17 protein-coding genes are annotated in these 24,164 nt (G+C 74.0%); 6 read left to right on the forward strand and 11 right to left on the reverse strand.

The window, feature by feature from the left end; translation table 11 throughout:
• Positions 1 to 2: 2 nt before the first annotated feature.
• Both AB0D49_RS06295 and AB0D49_RS06300 read right to left on the reverse strand, forming a co-directional pair.
• Complete coding sequence (locus AB0D49_RS06295) at positions 3 to 158, reverse strand: hypothetical protein (RefSeq protein WP_362751562.1); 156 nt, start codon at positions 156 to 158, stop codon at positions 3 to 5.
• A 231-nt stretch (positions 159 to 389) separates the two neighbouring features.
• Entirely contained in the window at positions 390 to 1,475 is a 1,086-nt protein-coding gene (locus AB0D49_RS06300; RefSeq protein WP_362751564.1) for a M12 family metallopeptidase, read from the reverse strand.
• A 98-nt stretch (positions 1,476 to 1,573) separates the two neighbouring features.
• On the opposite strand from AB0D49_RS06300, the gene AB0D49_RS06305 reads away from it, so the two are divergent.
• Complete coding sequence (locus tag AB0D49_RS06305; RefSeq protein WP_362751567.1) at positions 1,574 to 3,589, forward strand: LuxR C-terminal-related transcriptional regulator; 2,016 nt, start codon at positions 1,574 to 1,576, stop codon at positions 3,587 to 3,589.
• A gap of 586 nt (positions 3,590 to 4,175) precedes the next feature.
• Here the strand turns inward: AB0D49_RS06305 and AB0D49_RS06310 are convergent.
• Positions 4,176 to 6,740: a CHAT domain-containing protein gene (locus AB0D49_RS06310; protein WP_362752108.1), complete on the reverse strand. Its 2,565-nt coding sequence runs from the start codon at positions 6,738 to 6,740 to the stop codon at positions 4,176 to 4,178.
• A gap of 148 nt (positions 6,741 to 6,888) precedes the next feature.
• Between AB0D49_RS06310 and AB0D49_RS06315 the strand changes: the two genes are divergently transcribed.
• The 3 genes from AB0D49_RS06315 (at position 6,889) to AB0D49_RS06325 (ending at position 9,565) form a co-directional block, all read left to right on the forward strand.
• Positions 6,889 to 8,328, forward strand: a complete 1,440-nt coding sequence (locus AB0D49_RS06315) for a S8/S53 family peptidase (RefSeq protein WP_362751570.1) — start codon at positions 6,889 to 6,891, stop codon at positions 8,326 to 8,328.
• Positions 8,325 to 8,993, forward strand: coding sequence for a sigma-70 family RNA polymerase sigma factor (locus AB0D49_RS06320; RefSeq protein ID WP_362751572.1), 669 nt, complete (start codon positions 8,325 to 8,327; stop codon positions 8,991 to 8,993). The genes AB0D49_RS06315 and AB0D49_RS06320 overlap by 4 nt, the downstream gene beginning before the upstream one ends.
• A 149-nt stretch (positions 8,994 to 9,142) precedes the next feature.
• Positions 9,143 to 9,565, forward strand: coding sequence for a hypothetical protein (locus AB0D49_RS06325; RefSeq protein WP_362752111.1), 423 nt, complete (start codon positions 9,143 to 9,145; stop codon positions 9,563 to 9,565).
• Positions 9,566 to 9,645: 80 nt separating this feature from the next.
• Here the strand turns inward: AB0D49_RS06325 and AB0D49_RS06330 are convergent, their stop codons facing one another.
• Entirely contained in the window at positions 9,646 to 10,872 is a 1,227-nt protein-coding gene (locus AB0D49_RS06330) for a cytochrome P450 (RefSeq protein ID WP_362751575.1), read from the reverse strand.
• A 70-nt stretch (positions 10,873 to 10,942) separates the two neighbouring features.
• Positions 10,943 to 11,773, reverse strand: coding sequence for an N-formylglutamate amidohydrolase (locus tag AB0D49_RS06335; RefSeq protein ID WP_362751578.1), 831 nt, complete (start codon positions 11,771 to 11,773; stop codon positions 10,943 to 10,945).
• A 117-nt stretch (positions 11,774 to 11,890) separates the two neighbouring features.
• On the opposite strand from AB0D49_RS06335, the gene AB0D49_RS06340 reads away from it, so the two are divergent.
• On the forward strand, positions 11,891 to 12,232 hold the full coding sequence (locus tag AB0D49_RS06340) for a DUF5713 family protein (RefSeq protein ID WP_362751581.1): 342 nt from the start codon (positions 11,891 to 11,893) through the stop codon (positions 12,230 to 12,232).
• Positions 12,233 to 12,305: 73 nt separating this feature from the next.
• On the opposite strand, the gene metX is transcribed toward AB0D49_RS06340, so the two are convergent.
• From metX to AB0D49_RS06355, 3 genes are all read right to left on the reverse strand, one after another.
• Positions 12,306 to 13,658, reverse strand: a complete 1,353-nt coding sequence (gene metX / locus AB0D49_RS06345) for a homoserine O-acetyltransferase (protein WP_362752113.1) — start codon at positions 13,656 to 13,658, stop codon at positions 12,306 to 12,308.
• Positions 13,655 to 15,019 carry a bifunctional o-acetylhomoserine/o-acetylserine sulfhydrylase gene (locus AB0D49_RS06350; RefSeq protein WP_362751584.1) on the reverse strand — a complete coding sequence of 455 codons (1,365 nt, stop codon included), beginning with the start codon at positions 15,017 to 15,019 and terminating at the stop codon, positions 13,655 to 13,657. The genes metX and AB0D49_RS06350 overlap by 4 nt, the downstream gene beginning before the upstream one ends.
• A 563-nt stretch (positions 15,020 to 15,582) precedes the next feature.
• Entirely contained in the window at positions 15,583 to 17,802 is a 2,220-nt protein-coding gene (locus AB0D49_RS06355) for an NADP-dependent isocitrate dehydrogenase (RefSeq protein ID WP_362751586.1), read from the reverse strand.
• A gap of 984 nt (positions 17,803 to 18,786) precedes the next feature.
• Between AB0D49_RS06355 and AB0D49_RS06360 the strand changes: the two genes are divergently transcribed.
• Positions 18,787 to 20,325 (forward strand): M1 family metallopeptidase, encoded by a 1,539-nt coding sequence (locus tag AB0D49_RS06360; protein ID WP_362751589.1) that lies wholly within the window; start codon positions 18,787 to 18,789, stop codon positions 20,323 to 20,325.
• 6 nt (positions 20,326 to 20,331) lie between these two features.
• Here the strand turns inward: AB0D49_RS06360 and AB0D49_RS06365 are convergent, their stop codons facing one another.
• The 3 genes from AB0D49_RS06365 to AB0D49_RS06375 all read right to left on the reverse strand — a co-directional run bounded on the left by AB0D49_RS06365 (position 20,332) and on the right by AB0D49_RS06375 (position 23,801).
• On the reverse strand, positions 20,332 to 21,435 hold the full coding sequence (locus tag AB0D49_RS06365) for a mechanosensitive ion channel family protein (protein WP_362751592.1): 1,104 nt from the start codon (positions 21,433 to 21,435) through the stop codon (positions 20,332 to 20,334).
• A gap of 289 nt (positions 21,436 to 21,724) precedes the next feature.
• Positions 21,725 to 22,621: an SDR family oxidoreductase gene (locus AB0D49_RS06370; RefSeq protein WP_362751595.1), complete on the reverse strand. Its 897-nt coding sequence runs from the start codon at positions 22,619 to 22,621 to the stop codon at positions 21,725 to 21,727.
• Positions 22,622 to 22,877: 256 nt separating this feature from the next.
• Complete coding sequence (locus AB0D49_RS06375; RefSeq protein ID WP_362752116.1) at positions 22,878 to 23,801, reverse strand: lysylphosphatidylglycerol synthase domain-containing protein; 924 nt, start codon at positions 23,799 to 23,801, stop codon at positions 22,878 to 22,880.
• Positions 23,802 to 24,164: the final 363 nt, after the last annotated feature.

Raw genomic sequence — 24,164 nt, forward strand, 5'->3', positions numbered from 1 at the left:
GGCTACGGCATCTGCATCTGGTGGCCGACGTACAGGAGGGTCGCCCCCGTCAGCAGGATCAGCGCGACCGGGAACGCGCATCCGGTGTCGTCGCTCCTCGCCCGCCAGACGCCGAGACCGGTGAAGAGCGCGACGATCACGACGACGTCGAGCGGCATGGGACCCCCCTGAACTGCGGGTGACCATCGTGCCAGTGGGCCCGCGCCCGGGGAACCGGGTGCGGGCCGCCCGTGGGGCGCGGGGGGCGCCTTGCCGGGTCCGCTGCTACCCCCGCACAGCGGACCCGGCGCGGGCGCGAAGCGCCGCCCTCCCCCGAAGGCGACACTCGCGCCCGCTTCCCCCGGCGCCGGACAGTGGTCCAGCCGTCCGCGTGAGGCGGCCATGTGCTCTCACCAGCACATGACCGCCGTCTCGCCCGAACCCCAGCCGGAGTAAAGGCGCACGCGGACGAAGTAGCGGCGGCCCTTGACCAGTCGGGCCCGGACCGCGGCGTTGTGCGGGGCGCCCCCGTCGTCGTCCCCGGCGACGAAGCGGGGCACGCCCTCACGCTCCTCGAAGAGCACGGCCACGGCGTCCCCGTCGCCGAACACCCCCACCGTGTACTCGCGGGTCTGCGTCGGCTCGATCCGGAAGTCCGCCTGCTCGCCCGGCCCGAGGCTCAGCGCCGCCGAGCGGAACGGCACCAGCTCGGCGGGCAGCCCCGTACCCACCGACGGATACCAGCGCAGCACGAACTCCTTGTCCAGCGCCGACAGGGTGCCCGGCGGATGCACCCCGGCCCGGAACTGCTCCGGCTCCAGGATCAGTCCCGCCGCGAACGGATACTCCATGATCGACTGCGGGTCCCACACCGAACCGTTGACCTCGTCACGGTCCAGCTTGCGCAGAATGTTGTGGTACGTGGTGTCCCGGTCCCAGAAGTTCGGCGGACCCGCCAACTCCGCGTAGACCGCCTCGTCGTCCCAGTGGATCCCGGCGCACGGACTCTGGTGTTCATGCAACATGCCCAGGGCGTGCCCGATCTCGTGCAGCGCGGTCACCCGCTCGCCGCCCGTCGTCAGGTCCCAGCCGAAGTTCGCCGTCCGCTCGTTCTGCCCGAGCCGCAGCGCGTCCCGGCCCAGCGCCGACCACGAGCCGTCGCCGCGCTGGAACCCGATCCGCAACTCGGCCTCCGAACGGTCGTCCACCTCGGTGAACGACAGCCCGATACCGAGCCCCTGCCACTCCGCGAAGCACTCCCGCACCACGGCCCGCTGCTTCTCGGCCCCCACCCAGCTCACCCGCCGGGTCTCCACGGTGCCCGGCACCGGGATGACGGAGGAGTCGGTGTCCCGGTCGAAGAAGTAGTAGTGCAGCACCGTGCCGTTGACCCACTTCGCCCGGCCGTCGACGAGCGCGCCGAGCCGCTCCGCGGCCAGCCCCGGCGCGAAGGCGGGGGCGGGCTGCTGCGCGAGCGAGCAGTAGCGACCGGTCATGCGCACAGCCTGCCGTCCCGGGCGGGCGCGCCGCCTGAGTCGAGGTCTACTCAAGTCGCCCTGTATCAGATCTGAGCAACCGCGCTCATGACAGCGTGATGAAAATCGAACGGGACGCGCACATGCTGGAACTCCCCTGGCCGTTCACCGGCCGGGCCGGTGAACTGGAGCTGGTCCGCCGCTCCCTGGCCGCCGGGCGGCACGGCATCGTGGTGACCGGACCGGCGGGCTGCGGCAAGACCCGGCTCGCCACCGAGGCGCTGCGCGGCACCGGCTGCGCCAAGGTCTCCGGCACGCCCGGCACCCACCGCATCCCGTTCGCCGCCTTCGCCCATCTCCTGCCCGAACCGGTCTCCCTGCACCGCGCGGTCCAACTCCTGTCCGGCGTACGCCTGCTGCTGGTGGACGACGCCCACCTCCTGGACGACTCCTCCGCCGCCCTGGTCCACCACCTCGCCGTGCACGGCCGGACCCGGCTGGTCGTCGTCGCCCGGGACACCGGACCGCTGCCCGGAGCCGTCTCCCGGCTGTGGACCGGCGAGGTGCTGCCCCGCCTCGCCCTGGAGCCGCTCCCCGACGACGACCTCGCCGACCTGCTCACCGCGGGCACCGGCGGACGGCTCGAACCCCTCACCATGAACCGGCTCCGCCGTCTCGCCGCGGGCGATCTGCGGCTGCTGCGCGACCTGTCCGCCGCGCTCGGCGAACACGCCCTGCTCACCCCCGTGCCCGGCACCCCCACCGCCGCCTGGCGCGGCCCGGTCCCGCTCACCGAGACGGTCCGGCTGCGCGCCGCCGCCGTCCTCGGCCGTACCGACCCCACCGACCGCGAGACCCTCGACCGCCTCGCCTTCACCGACCCCCTCGCCCCCCACCTGGACGACGACTTCGACCTGCCGTCCCTCGAACGCCTGGAGGCCGACGGCCTGGTCACCATCAGCCCCTCGGGCGAGGTCACCCTCGCCCACCCGCTGTACGGCCCGGTGCTCCGCGCCGCCGCCGGCACCCTGCGCACCCGCCGCCTCACCCGCACCCCCGACGAGTACACCGCCGCCCTCAAGTCCGAGTCCGCCGCCCTGGAGGACCGCCTCCAGGCCGCCGACGTCCGGCCCGTGCCGCTCCCGGTGGGCGACTGGCTGCTCGCCGAGACCGCCGCCGTACCCGCCGACTACGCCGCGCTCCGCGCCCGGTACGACCGACTGCGCGGCGCCCTGCGCGAGGCGGCGTCCTGGGCCCGCGAGGGCCTGCGCACGACCCCGGACGACGCCCTCTGCCACCGAGAACTGTCCTTGTCCACGACCCAACTGGGCGAGCCACATCCGGGGTCATTCGTGGTGGGGTCCGGTGACGGTACGGGGGCGGTGGCGGGCGTGGCGGGCTCTGGGTCACCTGTGGTGGGGTCCGGTGACGGTACGGGGGCCGCGGTGGGCGAGCCGCACATGCGGCCCGGCGACTGTGAGGGGGCGGCGGCGGTGGGCGTGGCGTGCTCCGGGTCACCTGTGGTGGGGTCCGGTGACCGTTCGGGGGCCGCCGTGGGCGAGCCGTGCCCCGGACCATCGGCGACGCCGCCCGGCGGTCGTATCGGGACCGCGGTGGACGGGCCGTACGAGGACTGGACCGCCGCCTACGACGCCGTACGCCGAGGGGTCGCGCCACCGGCGGACGGGTCGTTGCCGCCCGGCAGCCCCTTCGCGCGGCACGCGGAGGCGCTGGCCCGCGCGGACGGGCCCGCGCTGGACCGGGCGGCGGCGCTGCTGGAGGCGCGTGGCTTTCTGCTGTTCGCGGCCGAGGCCCACGCCCAGGCCGTCGCCGCGCACCGCGACCCGAGCGCCGCCCGGCTCTCCCGCACCCGGGCCATCACGCTGGCCCGCCGCTGCCAGGGCGCCCGCACCCCGGCCCTCGCCGGACTCGCCCTCGGCGAACTCACCGCACGCCAGCGCCAGATCGTCACCCTCGCGGCGGCGGGCCTGAGCAACCGGGAGATCGCCGACCGCCTGACCCTGTCCATCCGCACGGTGGGCAACCACCTGTACGGCGCCTACACCCGGCTCGGCGCCAGCGACCGGGGCGCGCTGCCCCGGCTGACGGACCTGCCGGGTACGCGGTCGGCGTGACGGGTGACCAGGTGCGGTGCCCTGGAACGTTCCCCATGGGGGCCGTTGGCCGGCGGGCGCTGCGTCCTGGGGTGCGCGCCTTCTGCCTGTTCTGCCGTGCCCGGGGCGGCGTCTGCGCGTGTCCCGTCGCCTTCCGCCTGCCCCGCGTGGGGGCCGGTCCCCGGAGCGGCCCCTATAGGCGGCTGTCGACCGGCGAGTGTCGGGTCTTGGGGCGGCTGCCTCCGCCCGCCCTGCCGTGCCGGGGGCGGCTCTCTGTCCCTGCCCCGTGGAGGCGTCCCTATGGGGGCCGTTGACCGGTGGGGCGCCGATTCTCGGGGTGGCTGCTTCCGCCTTGGCTGGCGTACCCGGGGGCGGTCCTCTCCGCCTGCCCGACGTACCCGGGGGCGGCTTCCGCGTCGGCGCTGCTGTGCCCGGGTGCGGCCTCCGCGTCCGACCTGCCCTGCCGGGGACGGGTCCTACGCCCGCCCCGCCGCACGCTGGGGGCGCTTCCTCGGCCTCGCCCCGCCGCGCGCTGGGGGCGTTCCCTCGGGCCCGCCCCGCCTCACCCGGAGGCGTTCCCTCCAGCCCCCTGTGCCCCGGTGGAGCCCTACGCCGCGCCGAATGCCGAGAACGCCCACCCCGTCGCCTGGTGGGTCGCGTCGCCCGGGAGGGCTGCTCTCGCGTCGCGGAGGGCCTCCGCGAGGGGGAGGCCCGCGTCGATGCCCTTGTGCAGGGCCAGCATGAGCGGGACCACGGCCGCGTCGTTGACGGGCGCGCTGCACGCCACCACTCCGGCGGTGCCGTGCGGGAGCAGCGCGGTGACCAGGCCGAGGAGTTCGTCGGCGCCGACCGAGGCGAAGCGGGCCGTGTCGCAGCAGGACAGGATGATCCGGTAGGGGCTGCGGTCCAGGCGTTCGAGGTCGTGCACGATCAGCGGGCCGTCCGACATGCCGAGGGACGAGAACAGGGGGCTGTCCGCGCGGAACGTGCCGTGCGCGGCGATATGCGCGAGCGCGGCCCCGTTCAGCTCCTCCAGGACCCGCGGCACCCGCGCGTGGACGCCCTCCAGGACCACGGGAGCCCGGTAGCGGGCGGCGAGTTCGGGGACCTCGGCGCCCTCCGTGGCCAGACCCGGGCCGCGCACCAGGACCTGCCGTCCGCCCGGCGGGGGCGCGGTCTCGTGCGCCCGCAGCCAGGCGCTCGCCGACGGCGACACGTTCACCACCCGCTCCCGCAGCGACGGCAGCAGCGCCCACGGCACCCGGTGCAGCCGCCCCGGCGGGACGACGACGACCGGTCCGCCGCCCAGCTGGTCCGCCGCCGGACCCAGCAGGATCTCCTCCAGGCGCCGCCCCATGGCCTCCACCAGCGGCAGCCGGGCCTCCGCGCCGGGATGCGCGAGCCGCCTCAGACCCGCCTGTATGTGCTCCGCCTCCGCCTCGGCCTCCGCGAGCAGCCCGGCCGCGAACCGCCGCACCCGCCCGTCCCCGCACAGCAGCACCTGCACCCGGCCGTCCACCACCGCCAGCTCCACCAGCCGGGTCGTGCCCAGCCGGTCCAGGAGGCGGCCCACGTCCACGCGGTGCCCGCCGCCCGGGGTCTCGCCGCGCAGATGCAGGGTGCGTGAGCGGATCGCCTTCTCCAGGCGGCGCTGCTCGCGCTCCAGAGCCGGTACCGGGCGCCCGTCGCGGCGGGCGTCCTCCGCGCGGGCCGCTATCTCCCGGAACGCGGTGAGGTCGCCGAGCAGCTCCGGGTCGGCGGGCGGCCGGGTCGGCGGGGTGCTCAGCGCGGTCGCCCGCCACCGCTCGCTCCACTCCAGCATCCGCCGCGGCCCGCCCTGCGCCAGGCTCGCGCCCTGCGCCAGCGCCGCCAGCTCCGCGCCCTGCTCGGTCGCCCGCGCCCGCAGCTCCGAGGCGCCCAGCGTCATCCGGTGGTCGTCCAGCACGTCGAGGCCGCGCCGGCACGCCTCCAGGACGCCCCGCCGGAACCCGGCCGCCTCCGCCCGCAGCGCCTGCGCCACCCAGCCGGTGAGCCGGGCCAGCGGCGGCCCGCTGTGCCGGCTGCGTGCCGCCAGCGCGAGATGCCGCTCCGCGTCCGTGCGCCAGCCCAGCCGCAGCGCGATCCGGCCCGCCAGCAGCGACGCCTCCGGGGCGGCGGGCGCCCCGAACGACGTCAGCCGGTCGGCGACCGCCGCCGCGTCCGCGACCATCCGGCCCGAACCCCGCCCGGTCGCCACCCGTGACTCGATCAGCACCAGCCGCGCGTGCGTCTCCCACCAGGAGCGCCGCTGCGCCGCGAACAGCCGTACCGCGAGCGCCGCCCGCGCGGTGGCCGTGTGCGGGTCCCCGGCGAGCCGCGCCGCGCGGGCGGCCGTCAGCAGCAGCTCCGCCTTGCGCGTGGACTGGCCGCCGATGCCGTCGAGCTGGGCGATGGCCGCGTCCGCCTCGGACAGCGCCTCCGGCGCCAGACCGGCCGCCATCAGTACCTCGCAGCGGCGCACGATCAGCTGGAAGATCGGCGTGCCCAGCTTCGCGTACCGCTCCTCCGCCTCGGCGAGCAGGCGCAGCGCCACCGGCACGTCCCCGGACCGGAACGCCGCCAGCCCCCGGCTCTCCACCGCGTCCGCCTTGTCGTGCTCCTGGCCGGTGATCTCCCACAGCGACTCCGCCGCCGTGAAGTCCTGCTCCGCGCGGTCCACCGCGCCCAGCGCCAGATGGACCGTCGCGCGCAGGGTCAGCGCCCGCGCCGTCCAGATCACGTCGTCGGCCTGCCGCAGCACCGGGATGGCCCGCCGTACGTCCTCCAGCGCCGCCCGGTGATGTCCCAGCACCCAGCCCGCGTACGCCCGCCGGAACAGCACCCGCGCGCGGGTGTGCCCGCTGCCCCGGGCCACGCCCCGCTCCAGGGCCTCCTGGCCCTGCCGGGTCTGCCCCGCGTGGATCAGCGCCACGCCGAGGGTGCCCAGCACGTCCGCCTCCCGCTCGGGCGAGTCGGCGCGCACCGCGTAGTCCCGGGCCCGGCGCAGATGGTGCAGGGCCAGCCTGGTGTCGCCGAAGTCCCGCTGCCAGATCCCGATCACCTGATGGGCCACGGAGGCGTGCAGCGGTGGCGCCGGGTCGTCCAGCACCCGCCGCGCCCGCGCCAGGGCGTCGTTCGGCGCGGCGAACACCATCGGCAGCAGTTCGAGGACCGTGTCGCTTCCCGCTGTCACTCCAGGGATGGTAGTGCGAGCGGAACCACGTCACACCACTTTGTGTCTGTATCAATCGGCCACCCCCCGGCTCTGATTCATGTACGCCGCCTCAGTGGGAGGACACGCCATGGCACCACAGCGATTCCGCGAGCAGTTCGCACAGATCCAGCGGGCGCTGCCCGACGTACCCCTGGCGATGGGCCCGGACGACTCCGCCGAGTTCATCTACGAGAAGGGGATCGTCATCGCGCGTGACGGCGAGGAGGCCCTCGCCGTCGAGGACGCCGTCCGCGCGCACTTCACCGCGACCGAGGGGCTGCTCCCGGAGAACGTCCGCCGGGCGAGCCCGCAGACCAACCGCTCCGGCATCACCCGCATCCGGGTCGGCGACCCCGGCGACGGCGGGCCGGTCCTCGACCAGAACGTGGCGGGGGCGCTGCGCGCCATGCGGACCGCCGAGGGCCGCGCCGGGCGCCGCCTCGTCTCCCGCAACCACGTCGTGCACATCTCCCCGGTCAACTGCTGCCCCGGCGACGAGCCGCTGCCCGCCCAGATCAACCCGCAGCCCAACCCGGCCCTCGCACCGACCCCGTACGCGGAGGAGACGGCGGTCCGTGTCCTGGTGATCGACAACGGGCTCACCCACGACTACCGGTCGTACCCGGCGCTGGCCCGCACCGAGGGCGATCTGCACGACCAGGAGACCGACCCCGAGGGCCTGCTGAAGCTCTATGTGGGGCACGGCACGTTCATCGCGGGCCTGGTCGCCGCCGTCGCGCCCAACACCCGGATCACCGTCCGCAACACCCTCACCGACGTCGGCGCCATCCTGGAGTCGGAGTTCGGCGACAAGCTCTTCGAGGCGGTCGACGAGGGCGGCTGGCCGGACATCCTCAGCCTGTCCGCGGGTACCACCAACGGCCGTCTGGACGGGCTGCTCGGCCTGGAGAGCTTCATGCGGGAACTGCGTGAGCAGCCCACCCTGCTGGTCGCCGCCGCCGGGAACAACGGCAGCGCCACCCCGTTCTGGCCCGCCGCCTACGCCACCCGCCCCGCCTTCGAGGAGGCGGTGCTGTCGGTGGGCGCGCTGCGCAGCGACGGCGAGTTCGGCGCCTGCTTCAGCAACCACGGCCCCTGGGTCACCGTCTTCGCCCCCGGCGAGCGCGTCACGGCCCCCCTGACCGGCTTCGGCTCCCCGGTGCCGTACGTGTACCAGCACTCCACGTACGAAGCCTGCCGGTTCGGGTTCGGCTATGGCTGCACCTGCACCCATCCGCATCACACCGGGGTGCTCAGCGAGGACGGCGAGAGCACCGGCGGCAAGCCGGACCAGGTGATGTTCGAAGGGCTCGCCCAGTGGAGCGGCACCTCCTTCGCCACCCCGGTCGTCGCCGGGCTCGTCGCCGCCCACATGACCGCCACCGGGGAGCGCGACCCGCGCGCCGCCGCCCGTCACCTCATGGAGCTGAACACGGAGTTGGCCGAGGTGCGCGGCGGTCATGTGCCCGCCCTGCTGCCGCCCACCTGGCAGCCGGTTCCCGTCGCGAACCCGGCCGCACCGGCATGAACATCACCCTGAACGCGGGATTCCGGGTGAGTGCCGGGCCCCACCCCTCCACGGCGTACGATGACAGGCCGTACACGAGGGGTGGGTCCGTGGATCGTGCAGAGGTCGGCGCGCTCGTAGAATCCGCCGTCGACGGCGACGCGGCGGCCTGGAAGGCACTGGTGGAGGGGCTCAGCCCGCTCGTGTGGTCGGTGGTGCGCGCCCACCGGCTCTCCGACGCCGACGCCCACGAGGTCTACCAGACGGTGTGGTTCCGCTTCGCCCAGAATCTGGGGCGCATCCGTGAACCGCAGAAGACCGGATCGTGGCTGGCGAGCACCGCGCGGCACGAGAGCCTGAAAGTCATCAAGAGCACCCGGCGGCTGATGCCGACCGACGACCCGGTCCTGCTGGACCGGGTCAGCGAGGAACCCACGCCCGAGGAGTCGCTGCTCGACGCCGAGGAGGCCGCCGCCCAGAGCGAGCGGGTCCGCCGGGTGTGGCAGGAGTTCGAGGGACTCGGTGAGCGCTGCCGGCAACTGCTGCGCGTGCTCATGGCCTCGCCGCCGCCCAGCTATCAGGAGGTCTCGGCCTCGCTCGGCATCGCCGTCGGCAGCATCGGCCCGCTGCGCCAGCGCTGTCTGCGCCGCCTGAGGGCCCGACTCGACGCACGGGGAGCATCGTGAACCGCAACGACGACCACGCAGACACCGGCGGCCTCGGAGGCATAGGGGGCGACGGGGTCCACGACGACCGCGGCGGCCCCGCCGCGGGGGACGGACGGCAGGGCACGGAGGGGCCCGAGGCACACCTCGAGGAGTTCGACACCAGCCCGCTGGAGGCGGAACTGCGGCGGGCCGCGGCCGTCCTCGACCCGGTCCCGCCCGAGCTGCGGATGCTCGCGGTCGAGGCGTTCGTCCTGCGCGACCTGGACGCCCGGATCGCCGAGCTGACCTTCGACTCCCTGGTGGACGCCATCCCCGTCCGGGGGGTGACGGACCCGCCGCGGATGCTCACCTTCCGCACCGGGGAGCTGACCGTGGACGTGGAGGTGACCGCGCACGGACTGATGGGGCAGGTACTGCCGCCCCAGACCGCCCGGATCGAGGTCCTCGGCGGCCCCCAGCTGTCCGCCCCGGACGTACTGACCGCCGACACCATGGGCCGCTTCACCAGCGAGGCACCGCCCATGGGCCCGTTCGCGCTACGGCTGCGGACCGGCGCGGACGTGGTCGTGACGGAGTGGCTGCGGGCCTGACCGGGCCCGAGGGCGAAAGGCACAGACCGGTGAGCGGTCCCGTCCGTCGATGACAGGACCGCCCACCGGCCTCCGTCCGGCTACCCCCAGGCGCACGGCAGGGTCTTCGGACCCCGGATCATCGTCTTCTTCCGCCACTCCACCTGATCGGCGGGCACCGCGAGCCGCAGCCCCGGCAGCCGCCTCAGCAGCGTCTCCAGCAGCAGCTCCGTCTGGAGCCTGGCGAGCATCGCACCGGTGCAGAAGTGCGACCCGTTGCCGAACGCCAGATGCGGATTGACCGACCGGTCCGGGTCGATCAGCTCCGGGTCGGGAAACACGTCCGGGTCCCGGTTCGCCGCGAGATACGACACATACACCGGGTCACCCGCGCGGATCACCCTTCCGCCCAGCTCCACATCCTCCAGCGCGATCCGGGCCAGCCCCACCGAACTGCGGTGCGGGACGAACCGCAGCAGCTCCTCGATCAGCCGGCCGCGCCCCGGCTCGTCGCTCCGCCACCGGGACATCAGCTCCGGCCGGGTCAGCAGCAGGAACAGCATCTGACCGCAGTTGTGGGTGACCGCCTCGCCGCCGATCTGGAGCGGACCGGCCAGCCCGATCGCCTCCTCCTCGGCCACCTCGCCGCGCGCCACCGCCCCGCCCAGCAGCGCGTACACATCGTCGCCGCCGTCCTCGGCGCGGGCCCGGATGGTGTCGGTGATCCAGCCGTACAGCCCCTGCTTGGCCCGCTCGGCGCCCGCCGCGCCGCCCGAGGTGGAGATGATCTCCCGGGTCCAGGAGTGCACCCGCTCCCGGTCCTCGGCCGGTACCCCCATCACCTCGCTGACCAGCGTGATCGGGAACGGCTCCAGAACGCGCCCGATCAGCTCGGCGGGCGGCCCGTCCTGTACGACGCCGTCCACCAGCCTGTCCAGCAGCTCCTGCGCGCGGGGGCGCAGCCGTTTGGTGGCGCCGACGGTGAACGCCCCCGCCACCGCCTTGCGCAGCCGGTTGTGGTCCGGCTGGTCGGCGAAGGCCAGCGAACCGGGCCGCGGCTTGAAGTGCGGCGCCATCCGGGTCACCTGACGCCGGGTGACCTCGGCGCGGCCGAACCGCGGGTCGTTGGTGATCGTCCGGACGTCCTCGTAGCGGGTCGCGAGCCAGGCCCAGCCCTCGCCGAACGGCAGCCGGACGCGGTGCAGCGGCCCCTCCCGCATCAGGTCCGCGAGGACCGGGTCGAAGGCGGTGCCGTCGAGATCGGGCGTGGGCCAGTCCCGGACCGGCGGCAGGTCCTGTCCGGTCAGCGTGCTGGTGTCCTCGGTCATGCCCTCACCCTGACCCGGCGGACGCGGCCTGTCGCGCTCAAGTGCTCCAGCCGGAGTCACCCCGCGCCCGTCACACAGGTACGGCGTCCACCAGCGCCGCCAGCGCCCGCGCGAGCCGCTCCAGGCCCTCCGTCGCGGGCCCGCCCGGCTCGGTCATGTACGTGTCCCGCCGGATCTCCACCATCAGCGCGCTCACCCGCGGATCGCGCCCGTAGTACGCGAGCGGTACATAGGTCCCGGCGAACGGAGTGTCCAGCCCCGTCCCGCCGAAGCCGGAGAACGCCTCTTGGGCCGCCGCCAGCAGTTCGGGCGGGGTGTGGAAGGCGTCCGTGCCCAGGCAGACCGGCGGGCGCGGCCCGTCGCCGTGCAGCTCGTAGGGGAGCGCGGCGGTCGGATAGGAGTGCACATCGACGACGACGGCCCGTCCGGTGGCCGCCAGCCGGTCCGCGACCGCCTCCCGCACGGCCCGCGCGTAGGGCCGGAAGTACCGCTCGACCAGCGGACCGGGGTCGGTGTCCGCCGGACGCAGCACCGCGCGGTGCGTGGTCCGGGTGTAGACGGCCCCCATGCCCGCGGCGAGCATCTCCTCCCGCTCGTCCGGGAACCGCTCGGGGTCCACGACCAGCCGGGACAGCCGGTTGACGAACCGCCAGGGGGTCACCCCGGCGAGCGCGGCGGCCCCGGCCGCGATCCGGTCGGTGTGGGCGTCGGTGAGATGGTCCAGCTCGCGCTCCAGCGCCCGGTCGTCCAGCACGATCCCGGCGCGCACCTCCGGAGGGATGTCCCGGGCGGCGTGCGGGACGTGCAGCAGCACGGGGGAGGCGGGGTCGCCGGGGAGCAGGGTGAAGGGGGCGGGATCGGAGGGATCGGAGGGATCGGAGGGATCGGAGAGAGGGGACACGGGTGGCTCCGGTGGGCTTGCGTCGGGGGCGTTGTCAGTGGCGTACGGCAGGATCGAGGTGATGGTGACACGCACGGTGTCACAGGCCCGAACGTGCCCGAACGAGGGGGAACCCCCATGCCGATCGCCCATGAGCAGGCCAGCGCCCGCGAGTTCCTGGCGCTGCTGTACGGCGACACCTACTTCCCGCAGAACCTGGTGGACAAGGGTCGGGACATCCTGGTGCGGCTGTGCGAGCGGATCGAGACGGAGCCCCCCGCCGACCTCGACGCCTTCTACACGCTGACCCATGCCGCGACCGAGGAGTTCAACGCGCTCCAGGAGGAGTTCTGGGCGGCGGGCAGCGAGATCGAGACGATGGCGCGGGACGAGATAGCGAAGGATTTCTGGTTCATCGCGCAGACGTACGGCTTCGAGGGGGCGGATCTGGAGGAGGTGGTCGGACCCCGGGACTGGTGAGGTGTCCCGGGGCGGCGCTCTGTCGGTCCAGCGGCTCCCTCAGCCCTGAGGCTCTGTCAGTGCCGCAGCCCCGTCAGCCCAGTAGCTCCGTCACCAGTTCCCCGACCTGCCCCGTCTCGATCAGGAACCCGTCGTGGCCGTAGGGCGACTCGATCACCCGGAGCCGGTCGGCGGACGGGATCAGCGTCGCCAGCTCCGACTGCTGGGCCGGGGGATAGAGCCGGTCGGAGTCCACGGCGGCGACCAGGGTACGCGCGGTGACCCGGCCGAGCGCGGAGCGTGTCCCGCCCCGGCCGCGGCCCACGTCGTGCGCGTTCATGGCCTCGGTCAGGGTGACGTAACTGCCCGCGTCGAAGCGGCGGATCAGCTTTCTGGCGTGGTGGTCGAGATATGACTCGACCTGGTAGCGACCGCCCCGCCAGGGGTCCTCGGCGCCCTGGGGCACCCGGCCGAAGCGCAGCGCCAGCTCCGGTTCGCTGCGGTAGGTGACATGGGCGATGCGGCGGGCGAGGCCGAGTCCGGTGTACGGGGCGCGTCCGGTGCCGTGGTAGTCGCCGCCGCACCAGTCGGGGTCGGCGCGGATCGCGGAGAGCTGGGCGTCGGCCCAGGCGATCTGCTCGGCGCCGGCTGCGGCGGTGGTGGCGAGCAGCAGCAGCGCGTCCACCCGGGCAGGGTGGGTCACCGCCCACTCCAGGGCCCGCATACCGCCCATCGAGCCGCCGATCACCAGCGCCCACCGGTCGATGCCGAGGGCGTCCGCGAGACCGGTCTCGGCGGCGACCTGGTCGCGCTGGGTGAGGAAGGGGAAGGCCGCGCCCCAGGGGCGGGGGGTGACGAGGGCGGGGGCGGTGGGGATTCCGGGGGTGTGGCTTGCGGTGATGGGGCTTGCGGTGGTGGGGACTCCGGTGGTGGCGGGGCCGTCTGGGGACCGGGCGGCGCCGATCGCCCCCGACCCCGCTGCCCCCGCCCTCTCCGCCGTCGAGCCGGCTGAGTCCATCGAGTCCGCCAGGCCCTTCGAGTCCGCTGAGCCCGCCGTGCCGTCCGGCCGGGTCGACGACGGGCCCGTGCTGCCCTGGCAGCCGCCCAGTACGTTCGGCGCGACCACGAACCAGCGGTCGGTGTCCAGGGCCAGGCCCGGTCCCACCAGGCCCCGCCACCAGCCAGCGGTGGGATGACCGGGCCCGGCCTCCCCGGTGACATGGCTGTCCCCGGTCAGCGCGTGCAGCACCAGGACGGCGTTCCCGGCGTCCGGCGCGAGGGTGCCCCAGGTCTCGAACGCCAGGCGTACGCCGGGCAGTTCACCGCCCGCCTCCAGCGGTAGCGGTCCCGGCGCCGCCCACCAGCGGCGCCGCCCCGGCGGGTCCCCCTCCCGCCAGCCCCCCAAGACCGGCGGGAGGGGGAACTCGGCAGTGGCCACCGGGTTCAGGACGCGCCCTTGGCGGCACGGAAACCGGCCTCCAGGTCCGCCTTGAGGTCGGCCAGGTTCTCGATGCCGACCGACAGCCGCACCAGACCGGGCGTGGTGCCGGTCGCCGTGAGCTGGGCGTCGTCCAACTGGCTGTGGGTGGTGGACGCCGGGTGGATGATCAGGCTGCGGACGTCACCGATATTGGCGAGATGGCTGAACAGCTCGACCGCGTCCACGAACCGCTTGCCCGCCTCGATACCGTCGCGCAGCTCGAAGGAGACGATCGCGCCCGCGCCCCGCGGGAGGTACGTCCGGCCGGCCTCGTACCAGCGGCTGGACGGCAGTCCCGGGTAGTGGACGGCGGCGACCTCGTCGCGCTGCTCCAGCCACTCGGCGAGCGCCAGCGCGTTGGCGGAGTGCCGCTCCAGCCGCAGGCTCAGTGTCTCCACGCCCTGGAGCAGCAGGAACGCCGAGTGCGGGGCGAGCGCCGGGCCGAGGTCGCGCAGCAACTGCACCCGCAGCTTGATGGCGAAGGCGCCGGGGCCGAGCGCGGGCCAGTACTGGAGGCCGTGGTAGCTGGGGTCGGGCTCGGTGAAGCCGGGGAAGCGGTCCGGGTGGGCGCCGAAGTCGAAGGTGCCGCCGTCCACCACCACACCGGCGATGGCGGTGCCGTGTCCGCCGAGGAACTTGGTCGCCGAGTGCACCACGATGTCCGCGCCGTGCTCGATCGGCCGCAGCAGATAGGGGGTCGGCACGGTGTTGTCCACGATCAGCGGGACCCCGGCCGTGTGCGCCACGTCGGCGACCGCCCGGATGTCCAGGACGTTGCCGCGCGGATTGCCCAGCGTCTCCGCGAACAGGGCCTTGGTGTTCGGCCGGATCGCCGCCCGCCACGCCTCGCTGTCGTCGGGGTCGTCCACGAAGGACACCTCGATGCCGAACCGGGGCAGGGTGTGCCGCAGCAGGTTGTACGTACCGCCGTACAGGGATGTGCTGGAGACGATGTGGTCGCCCGCGCCCGCCACGGTCAGGATCGCCAGGGTCTCCGCCGCCTGGCCCGAGGCCAGCGCGACCGCCGCGACACCGCCCTCCAGCGCGGCGATCCGCTGCTCGAAGACGTCCTGGGTGGGGTTGTGGATACGGGTGTAGATGTTGCCGGGCTCGGCGAGCGAGAACAGGTCGGCCGCGTGCTGGGTGTCCCGGAACACGAAGGACGTGGTCTGGTAGATCGGGGTCGCGCGGGCGCCGGTCGTCGGGTCGGGCGCGGCACCGGCGTGGATCTGCCGGGTCTCGAACGACCAGGCCGAGGTGTCGGGTCCGGCCGGGGTCTCCTCGGGGGTGTGACCGGCGGTGACCGAGTCGATGGGCTGGCTCGTCATGGTGGTGCTCCTCGTGCGGCGGGGGAGAGCGGGGGCTCGCGCGAGCGGTGCGGGCGCGAGGGGTGGCCTGCGACGAGGTAAGCAGGTGGCGCGGGCACGGCACAGGGGCGCGCGCGAGGCGCAACGAGTACGTCACACGGCGTCACACATGACACGTGCGGGCAATGTTCCCGCAGTGTGGCGCGGGCGGGCCGGGGCGAGGGAGGGGGGCGGGACGGGGCGCAAGGTGGGGCGCGGTGTGGGGCGCGGGGGCGCGGTGTGGGGTGCGGGGGTGGGGCCGGGGTGTGGGTGACGTGTGGTCCGGCGGCGGACGGCGAGCGAGGGGGGACGCGGCTGGCCAATGACAGACGTGCCACTGACGAGCGGCCGGGGCGAGGGTGGCGGGCGGTCGGGGCGCGGCTGGCCGGTGCCCCGGACGCGGATAGCGAGCAGCCGGGACGTGGAGCACGCGCAGGCGCGGAGCACGCGCAGGCGTGGAGGACGCGTAGGCCGTCCGGACAGGGCTGAGCCCCGGTCGGGTGGGCCGACCGGGGCTCGGAGGACGGATCAACTGCCGTACGGCGTCAGCTCAGCGAGGCCAGCGCCGCGTTCCACGTGGCGGACGGACGCATGATCCGCGCCGCCTTCGCCGGGTCGGGCTGGTAGTAGCCGCCGATCTCCGCGGGGGAGCCCTGCACGGCGTTCAGCTCCGCCACGATCGTCTGCTCACCGGCGGCCAGCGACTCGGCGAGCGGCGCGAACACCTTGGCCAGCTCGGCGTCGTCGGTCTGCCGGGCCAGCTCCTGCGCCCAGTACAGGGACAGATAGAAGTGGCTGCCGCGGTTGTCGATGCCGCCGACGCGGCGGGTCGGGGACTTGTCCTCGTTGAGGAAGGTCGCCGTGGCCCGGTCCAGGGTGTCGGCCAGCACCTGGGCACGGGTGTTGCCGGTGGTCTTGGCGTACTGCTCCAGGGACGGGACCAGGGCGAAGAACTCGCCGAGGGAGTCCCAGCGCAGGTAGTTCTCCTTGACCAGCTGCTGGACGTGCTTGGGGGCGGAGCCGCCCGCGCCGGTCTCGAACAGACCGCCGCCCGCCATCAGCGGGACCACCGACAGCATCTTGGCGCTGGTGCCCAGCTCCAGGATCGGGAACAGGTCGGTGAGGTAGTCGCGCAGCACATTGCCGGTGACGGAGATGGTGTTCTCGCCGCGGCGGATGCGCTCCACCGACAGCTTGGTCGCGTCGACCGGCGCGAGAATCCGGATGTCCAGGCCCTCGGTGTCGTGCTCCGTGAGGTAGCTGTTCACCTTGGCGATCAGGTTGGCGTCGTGCGCGCGGGTCTCGTCCAGCCAGAAGACGGCCGGGTCGCCGGTGGCGCGGGCGCGGGTGACGGCCAGCTTCACCCAGTCCTTGATCGGGGCGTCCTTGGTCTGGCAGGCGCGGAAGATGTCCCCGGCGGAGACGGCCTGCTCGATGACGGCGTTCCCGGCGGCGTCGACCAGCCGGACCGTGCCGGTGACCGGGATCTCGAACGTCTTGTCGTGGCTGCCGTACTCCTCGGCCTTCTGCGCCATCAGGCCGACGTTCGGGACCGAGCCCATGGTGGCCGGGTCGTAGGCGCCGTGGGCGCGGCAGTCGTCGATGACGGCCTGGTAGACGCCGGAGTAGGAGGAGTCCGGGAGGACGGCGAGGGTGTCGGCCTCCTGCCCGTCCGGGCCCCACATGTGACCCGAGGTGCGGATCATCGCGGGCATCGACGCGTCCACGATGACATCGGACGGCACGTGCAGGTTGGTGATGCCCTTGTCGGAGTCGACCATCGCCAGCGCCGGGCCCGCGGCCAGCTCGGCGTCGAAGGACGCCTTGATCTCGGCGCCCTCGGGCAGCGCCTCCAGGCCCTTGTAGATACCGCCCAGACCGTCGTTCGGGGTGAGACCGGCGGCGGTGAGCTGGGCGCCGTAGCGGGCGAACGTGTCCGGGAAGAAGGCGCGCACGACATGGCCGAAGATGATCGGGTCGGAGACCTTCATCATGGTCGCCTTGAGGTGCACGGAGAACAGCACGCCCTCGGCCTTGGCCCGCGCGACCTGCGCGGTGAGGAACTCGCGCAGCGCGCCGACCCGCATCACGGAGGCGTCGACGACCTCGCCCGCGAGGACGGGTACGGACTCGCGCAGCACGGTCGTGGAGCCGTCGTCGCCGACCAGCTCGATGCGCAGGGCACCGGCCTCGGAGATGACCACGGACTTCTCGGTGGAGCGGAAGTCGTCCACGCCCATGGTGGCCACGTCGGTCCGGGAGTCGCCGCTCCAGGCGCCCATGCGGTGCGGGTGGGTCTTGGCGTAGTTCTTGACCGACGCGGGGGCGCGGCGGTCGGAGTTGCCCTCGCGCAGCACCGGGTTCACGGCGGAGCCCTTGACCTTGTCGTAGCGGGCGCGGATGTCGCGCTCCTCGTCGGTCTTGGGGTCGTCCGGGTACTCGGGCAGCGCGTAGCCCTGGCCCTGGAGCTCCGCGACGGCCGCCTTGAGCTGCGGGATCGACGCCGAGATGTTCGGCAGCTTGATGATGTTGGCCTCGGGCGTCTTGGCCAGTTCGCCCAGCTCGGCGAGCGCGTCCGGGATGCGCTGGTCCTCGGTGAGGTACTCCGGGAACACGGCGATGATCCGTCCGGCCAGCGAGATGTCCCGCGTCTCCACGGGGACACCGGCCTGCGAGGCGTACGTCGTGACCACCGGCAGGAAGGAATACGTCGCCAGGGCCGGGGCCTCGTCAGTGTGCGTATAGATGATGGTCGAGTCAGTCACCGGGTGCTCCGCTCCACGTCTGCAACATTGCTCGACATCAAGATATCTCGTGCCCGGGGGCGGCTCGACAGGGGTGGGACGAGGAGAACGCCGGGGCAACGAGATCCCGCCGTACGCCTCCGGCGGGGGCCGCGCTCTGCCTCCGGCGCCGAGTCCTGGCACGGCGTTCCCCTGACCGTTTCCGGGCGTCGGGCTTCTGACGCCGTGGCTGTCCCGCCGAGTCGTGTGGTGCGCCTCCGGCGCGGGGTCCGGCTGCTGTGTCTCGGGCGCCGAGTCCTGGGGCGGCGCTTTCCTGGCCGTCTCGGGGCGTCGAGTCCTGGGGCGGCGCTTTCGTGGCCGTTTCCGGGCGTCGAGTCCTGGGGCGGCGCTTTCGTGGCCGTTTCCGGGCGTCGAGTCCTGGGGCGGCGCTTTCCTGGCCGTGTTCCGGGCGTCGGACCTCGGGTGTCGATTCCCGAGCCCGCCGCCGGAGTCCTGCCGCCGTGCCCCGACCCGAGTCCCGTCTCCGAGTCCGGCGCCGGAGTCCTGCCGCCGCGCCCCGACCCGAGTCCCGCCCCCGACCCCCCGCCCGAGTCCCGCCTTCGAGTCCGCCGGCCGAGTCCTGCCGCCGCGCCCCCGCCCGGAGTCCCGCCTCCGGGCCCGCCGCCCGAGTCCTGCCGCCGCGCCCCGACCCGAGTCCCGCCTCCGAGCCCGCCGCCCGAGTCCCGCCCCCGCCCCCCCATCCGAGTCCCGCCCCGCCCCCCCACCCGAGTCCCGCTCCCGACCCCCCCCATCCGAATCCCGCCCCCGAATCCCGCCACGCGCCCCCGCCCGAATTCCGCCCCCCGCCCCCGCAACCGAATCCCGTCCTCCGCAGTCCTGCACAGCGATCGACTTCCCGTTCGATCACCCGCTCGTTCGACCCTCGGGTCGTCGCGCGCAGTCTCGGACGGGTCTCATCCGACGGCGGTCGGACCGACCACCCGGCCGCACGACCGAAAGCGGACCATGAGATATCGCAGCAGAGTCACCGCCCCGGCCGCGCTCCTCGGCACGGCGGCGGTGCTCACCGGGGGAACTGCGGCGTACGCCGCCCCACGCACCGCCGGGCCCGGCCCGGAGACCCTCCAGGACCCCGTCTACCCCTCCCTCGGCAATGACGGATACCGCGTCTCCGCCTACCACCTCGACCTCGCCTACGACCCCGTCACCCGGCTCGTCGACGCCGAGGCGACCCTGCGGATCAGGACCACCCAGGCCCTCACCCGCCTCTCCCTCGACGCCCTCGGCCTCGACATCCGTACGGTGCGGGTCGCCGGGCGGACCGCCGCCTTCGAGCAGGTCGGGGAGAAGCTCCGGATCACTCCGGCCCGTACCCTCCCCGCCGGGACCGGCGTCACCGTCTGTGTCGGCTACGGCGCCGACCCGCGCCGCGCGCTGCCGCACACCGCGTGGGTGCCCACCCCGGACGGTTTCGCGGTCTGTCCGCAGCCCGAGTCGGCACACACCCTCTTCCCCTGCAACGACCACCCGTCCGACAAGGCCGACTTCACCTTCCGCCTGACCGTCCCGAACGGGGTCAGGGGCGTGGCCAGCGGACACCTCATACGCACCGAGTCCCGCCCCGGCGACCGGACCGCGTACACGTACCGCTCCCGTTCGCCGATCGCCACGGAGGTCGTACAGATCACCGTCGGCGACTATGTGGTCAAGGAGCGGCAGGGGCCGCACGGTCTCGCGCTGCGGGACGTCGTGCCGGTCTCCCGGGCCGCCGCCCTCGAACCGGCCCTCGCGCTCACCCCGCACCAGGTCGGCTGGCTGGAGAACCGGCTCGGCGCCTACCCCTTCGAGACCTACGGGCTGCTCCCCGTCAACGCCGATCTCGCCCAGTTGCCCGGCGGATTCACCGGTCTGGAGACGCAGACCCTCACCGTGTACCGGCCGGGCTATCTGCTCCAGGAGGAGCCCCGGATCGGCTCGCACATGATGCACGAGCTGGTCCACTCCTACTTCGGCAACAGCGTCTCCCCGGCCACCTGGGCGGACCTGTGGATCAACGAGGGCCACGCCGACTTCTACGGGCTGCTCTACCGCTACGAGCGCGGCTGGCCGGACTCCCTCGGCATGACGTCGCTGGAGGCCCGGATGAAGCACACCTACGCCCTCGGCGACCAGTGGCGCCGCACCTCGGGCCCGGTCGCCACCCCGACCCGGGCCACCCTCTTCGACGGTCAGCGCTACCTCGGCGGCGTCCTCGTCCTGTACGCCCTGCGCAACGAGATCGGGGAGGCCGCCTTCGACGCCGTGGAGCGGGCGTACCTGGAGCGGTTCCGCGACGCCAGCGCCGGAACCGACGACTACATCGCCGTCGCCTCCGACGTCTCCGGCCGTGATCTGACCGGCTTCCTCGGGGACTGGCTGTACGGCACCAGGACCCCGCGGATGCCCGGCCACCCGGACTGGACGGTCACCCCGCCGCCGCCCGCGGCCTCCGTCGCGCCCGAGCGGCGGCGGAGCGGCCACCACGACAACTCCGCCACCTTGTAACGCCGTTCAGTCGTGCCGGGCGGAGGGGACCTCCACTTCGCCCGGCTCGTTCTCCGCGCCCCGCTGCTGCGGGATCACCACGGCGCCCTGCTGGAGCGCCACCGTCCGGGTCGGCGCCGGGATCCGGATGCCCTCCTCGCGGTACCGCTTGTGCAGCCGCTTGATGAACTCGTGCTTGATCCGGTACTGGTCGCTGAACTCGCCCACGCCCAGGATCACCGTGAACCCGATCCGCGAGTCCCCGAAGGTGTGGAACCGCACGATCGGATCGTGGTCCGGCAGCGCTCCCTCGACCTCGCGCATCACCTGCCCGATGACCTCGTTGGTCACCCGCTCGACCACCTCCAGATCACTGTCGTACGCCACCCCGACCTGGAGCAGGATCGTCAGTTCCTCCTCCGGGCGCATGAAGTTGGTCATGTTGGTCTTGGCGAGCTGGCCGTTGGGGATCACGACCAGGTTGTTGGAGAGGTTGCGCACGGTCGTCTGACGCCAGTTGATGTCCTCGACATAGCCCTCCTCGCCGCTGCTGAGCCGGATGTAGTCGCCGCGCTGCACGGTGTTGGAGGCCAGGATGTGGATGCCCGCGAAGAGATTGGCCAGCGTGTCCTGGAGGGCCAGCGCCACCGCCAGACCGCCGACGCCCAGCGCGGTGATCATCGGCGCGATGGACACCCCCAGCGTCTGGAGCACCACCAGGAACCCGAGGGCCAGCACCAGGACGCGGGTGATGTTGACGAAGATGGTCGCCGACCCGGCCACCCCGGACCGGGACAGCGTCACCGACTGCACCGTCCCGGCGATCAGCCGCGCGGTCGCGACCGTCACCACCAGGATCAGCAGCACGGTCAGCGTCTGCGTGGTGTGGTGCTGCACGGTCCGGGTCAGCGGCAGCACCGCCGCCCCGGCCGCGGCGCCGCCCACCACCGCCGACCACGGCAGCACGATCCGCAACGCGGCCACCAGCACGTCGTCGCCGTTCCAGCGGGTCCGCCCGGCCTGCTTGCCCAGCCAGCGCAGCAGCACCCGCAGCAGCAGCGCCGCCAGCACCCCCGCGGCCAGGGCGACCCCGGCCAGGGTCAGGTCGTCCAGCGTCAGCGCGCGGTCCATCGGCCACCTCCGGTCGGGTGCGAGGCGGCGCGCGGGGGCGCCGACGGGCGGAGGAGGAGTGTCGTCACGGGGTCACCTGTTCGTTCCGGGGAGTGCGAAGTGCCTGCGCGCCCGGCCGCGTCGCCGCCACCGGGTGCGCGCGCTCATACTGCCGTACGCAGCACACCAGTTCGTACGAGGGCGGGGTGACGGGTGTCTCCCGTGACCGCCCACGGGTGCCCCTGTGGCCGTCATGGGCGCCCCGTGCCCTCATGGGTGTCCCGTGGCCGTCGTGGGCGCCCCGTGGCCGTCACGTCCGGAAGTAGAAGCCCTCGTCCAGATCGTCCTCGAGTCCCGGCTCCTGGGGGCGCCAGCCCAGGCGTTCGCGGGTGAGCGCGCTGGACGCGGGGACGTCGGACAGGGCGAACGTACCGAGCCAGCCGAAGTGGTCCAGCGCGCGGTCGGCGGCGAGGGACTCCACGGGCACGCCCAGCCCCCGTCCGATCGCCGCCGCGATGCCCCGGAACGGGACGCCCTCGTCGGCCACCCCGTGCAGCCGCGCCCCCGCCGGGGCCTCCTCCAGCGCCAGCCGGAACAGCCGGGCCGCGTCCAGCCGGTGCACGGCAGGCCAGCGGTTGCCACCGTCACCGAGGTACGCGGACGCCCCCTTCTCCCGGGCGATCCGGATCAGCGTCGGCACGAACCCCTTGTCGCCCGGACCGTGCACCGACGGCGGCAGCCGTACGACACTGGCCCGCACCCCGCGCTCCGCCAGCGCCAGGGCCGCCTGCTCGGAGGGCGCCCGCAGCGCGCCCGGTACGGCGGGGTCGGCCGGGGTGTCCTCGGTGGCGACGGTGCCCGGGGTGAGCCCGGCGGTGCCCGAGGTGACCACGAACGGGCGGTCGGACCCGGCGAGCGCCGCGCCGATCGCCTCGATGGCCCGCAGATCGGTGAGCGAGGCCGCCGCGTAGTCGGAGAAGTCATGGATGAACGCGGTGTGGATCACGCCGTCCGCCGCCGCGGCGGCCTCCCGCAGCGCGTCGAGGTCTCCGAGATCACCGCGGTGGGCCTCCGCCCCGAGCCCGGCCAGCGTGCTGGCCGACCGGTCCGAGCGGGCCAGTCCGACGACCGAGTGCCCCGCCTCCTGCAACAGCGGGACGAGGGCGCTGCCGATGAATCCGGTCGCGCCGGTGAGGAAGACACGCACGGGGGCTCCTAGGTGCTCCGGGGTCCCTCCATCGTCGGGCCGTACGGCGGGCCGTGCCCGCGGAGGCGTCCCCGGTCGGGCTGGCGCGGATGGCTGCGCCGCTGATCAGGGCGCGAGTGAGGAGTTTCGGCGGGGCTGCGCCGGGTGTGTGGCGGCCGGTGCCGTCAGCTCACCCTCAAGCGCCGGGTGTGTGGCGGCCGGTGCCCTCAGCCCACCTTCAAGCCTCCTCACCCATCCCAAACTCCCTCAAGCACCCTCAGATCACCTTCAACCGCACCAACGCCCCCAACGTCAACGCCCCCGGCACCAACGGCACCCACACCGTGATGATCCGGTACGCCAGCACCACCGCCGTGGCGACCGCCACCGGCCCGCCCGCCGCCACCAGCGCCACGACGAGCGCCGCCTCGACCGAGCCCAGCCCGCCCGGTGTCGGGACCACCGCCACCGCCACCGTCGCCGCCAGATAGGCGAGCGCCATGTGCCACGGCGAGACCGGCAGCCCCAGCGCCGTCCCGACCGCCGCGAGCCCCGCCGCCTGGAGCGCCGGGAAGGCCAGCGACCCACCCCACAGCGCGACCGCCCGCGCGGGCCGGGTGTGCACCGTCCGGGCCTCGCCGAGGGCGGTGCGCAGGAAGGTGAGGACGGGCGTGCGCAGCCGCCGTACCAGCGCGAGCACGGTGAGGGCGAGGACCGCCGTGCCGCCCAGGGCCGCGAGGAGCGGGAGCGCGGTGCCGTCCGGGAGCAGGGAGTCCACCCGCAGCGCGTGCGGGAACGCGATGAGCAGCGCCACCAGCAGCCCCACCCGGGCCACCGACTCGGCCAGCAGATACAGCGCGACCGCCGCCGAGGAGCGGGCCAGCGGCAGCCCGCACACCGTCATGAACCGCAGATTGACCGCGCTCGCGCCGAGCCCGGTCGGCAGCAGCTGGTTGGCCGAACCGGCGGCGAACTGGGTGACCAGCAGCCGTAGCGCGGGCAGCCGGTCGACCACCGCGCCCTGCCGGGTCACCGCCGCCGCCACCCAGGTCAGACAGGTCGCCCCGGCCGCCGCCACCAGCCACGGCCACTTCGCCGAGGCGAGATGCCCGAACCCCGCGACCAGCACCTCCCGGTGCCGCACGGCCACCGCCGTCACCAGCAGCAGCGGCAGCAGCACCAGGACGCGGCGCACCGGCAGCCGGCGGAGCGCCCGGCGCAGTCGGGCGGACCGGTGGGGCGGGGGAGCGGGTTCCGGCGGGGTCTGTGCGGCGGTCACACCGGCAGAGGGTCGCCGCAGCGCATCAACGGCGGGTTGCGACCGTGCGACCGCCGGTCGACGGACGGGCTGCGGACGTGTGCCGGGCGGCCATCGCGGGGCGCCCGGTCCCGGCACGGAACGCCTCGTACCGCGACGGGACGCCGGTACAGAACACGTCGTACCGGGACGGGACGCCGGTACGGAACACCCCGCACCGGCACGCGACACCGGTACGGAACGCCTCGTACCGGATGATGTGTGACAGCTGGCACATTCAGTCATCATGGCTGAAATTGAGTGACA

Origin of the sequence: Streptomyces sp. NPDC048290, from assembly GCF_040652095.1 — a bacterium.
GTDB lineage: Bacteria > Actinomycetota > Actinomycetes > Streptomycetales > Streptomycetaceae > Streptomyces.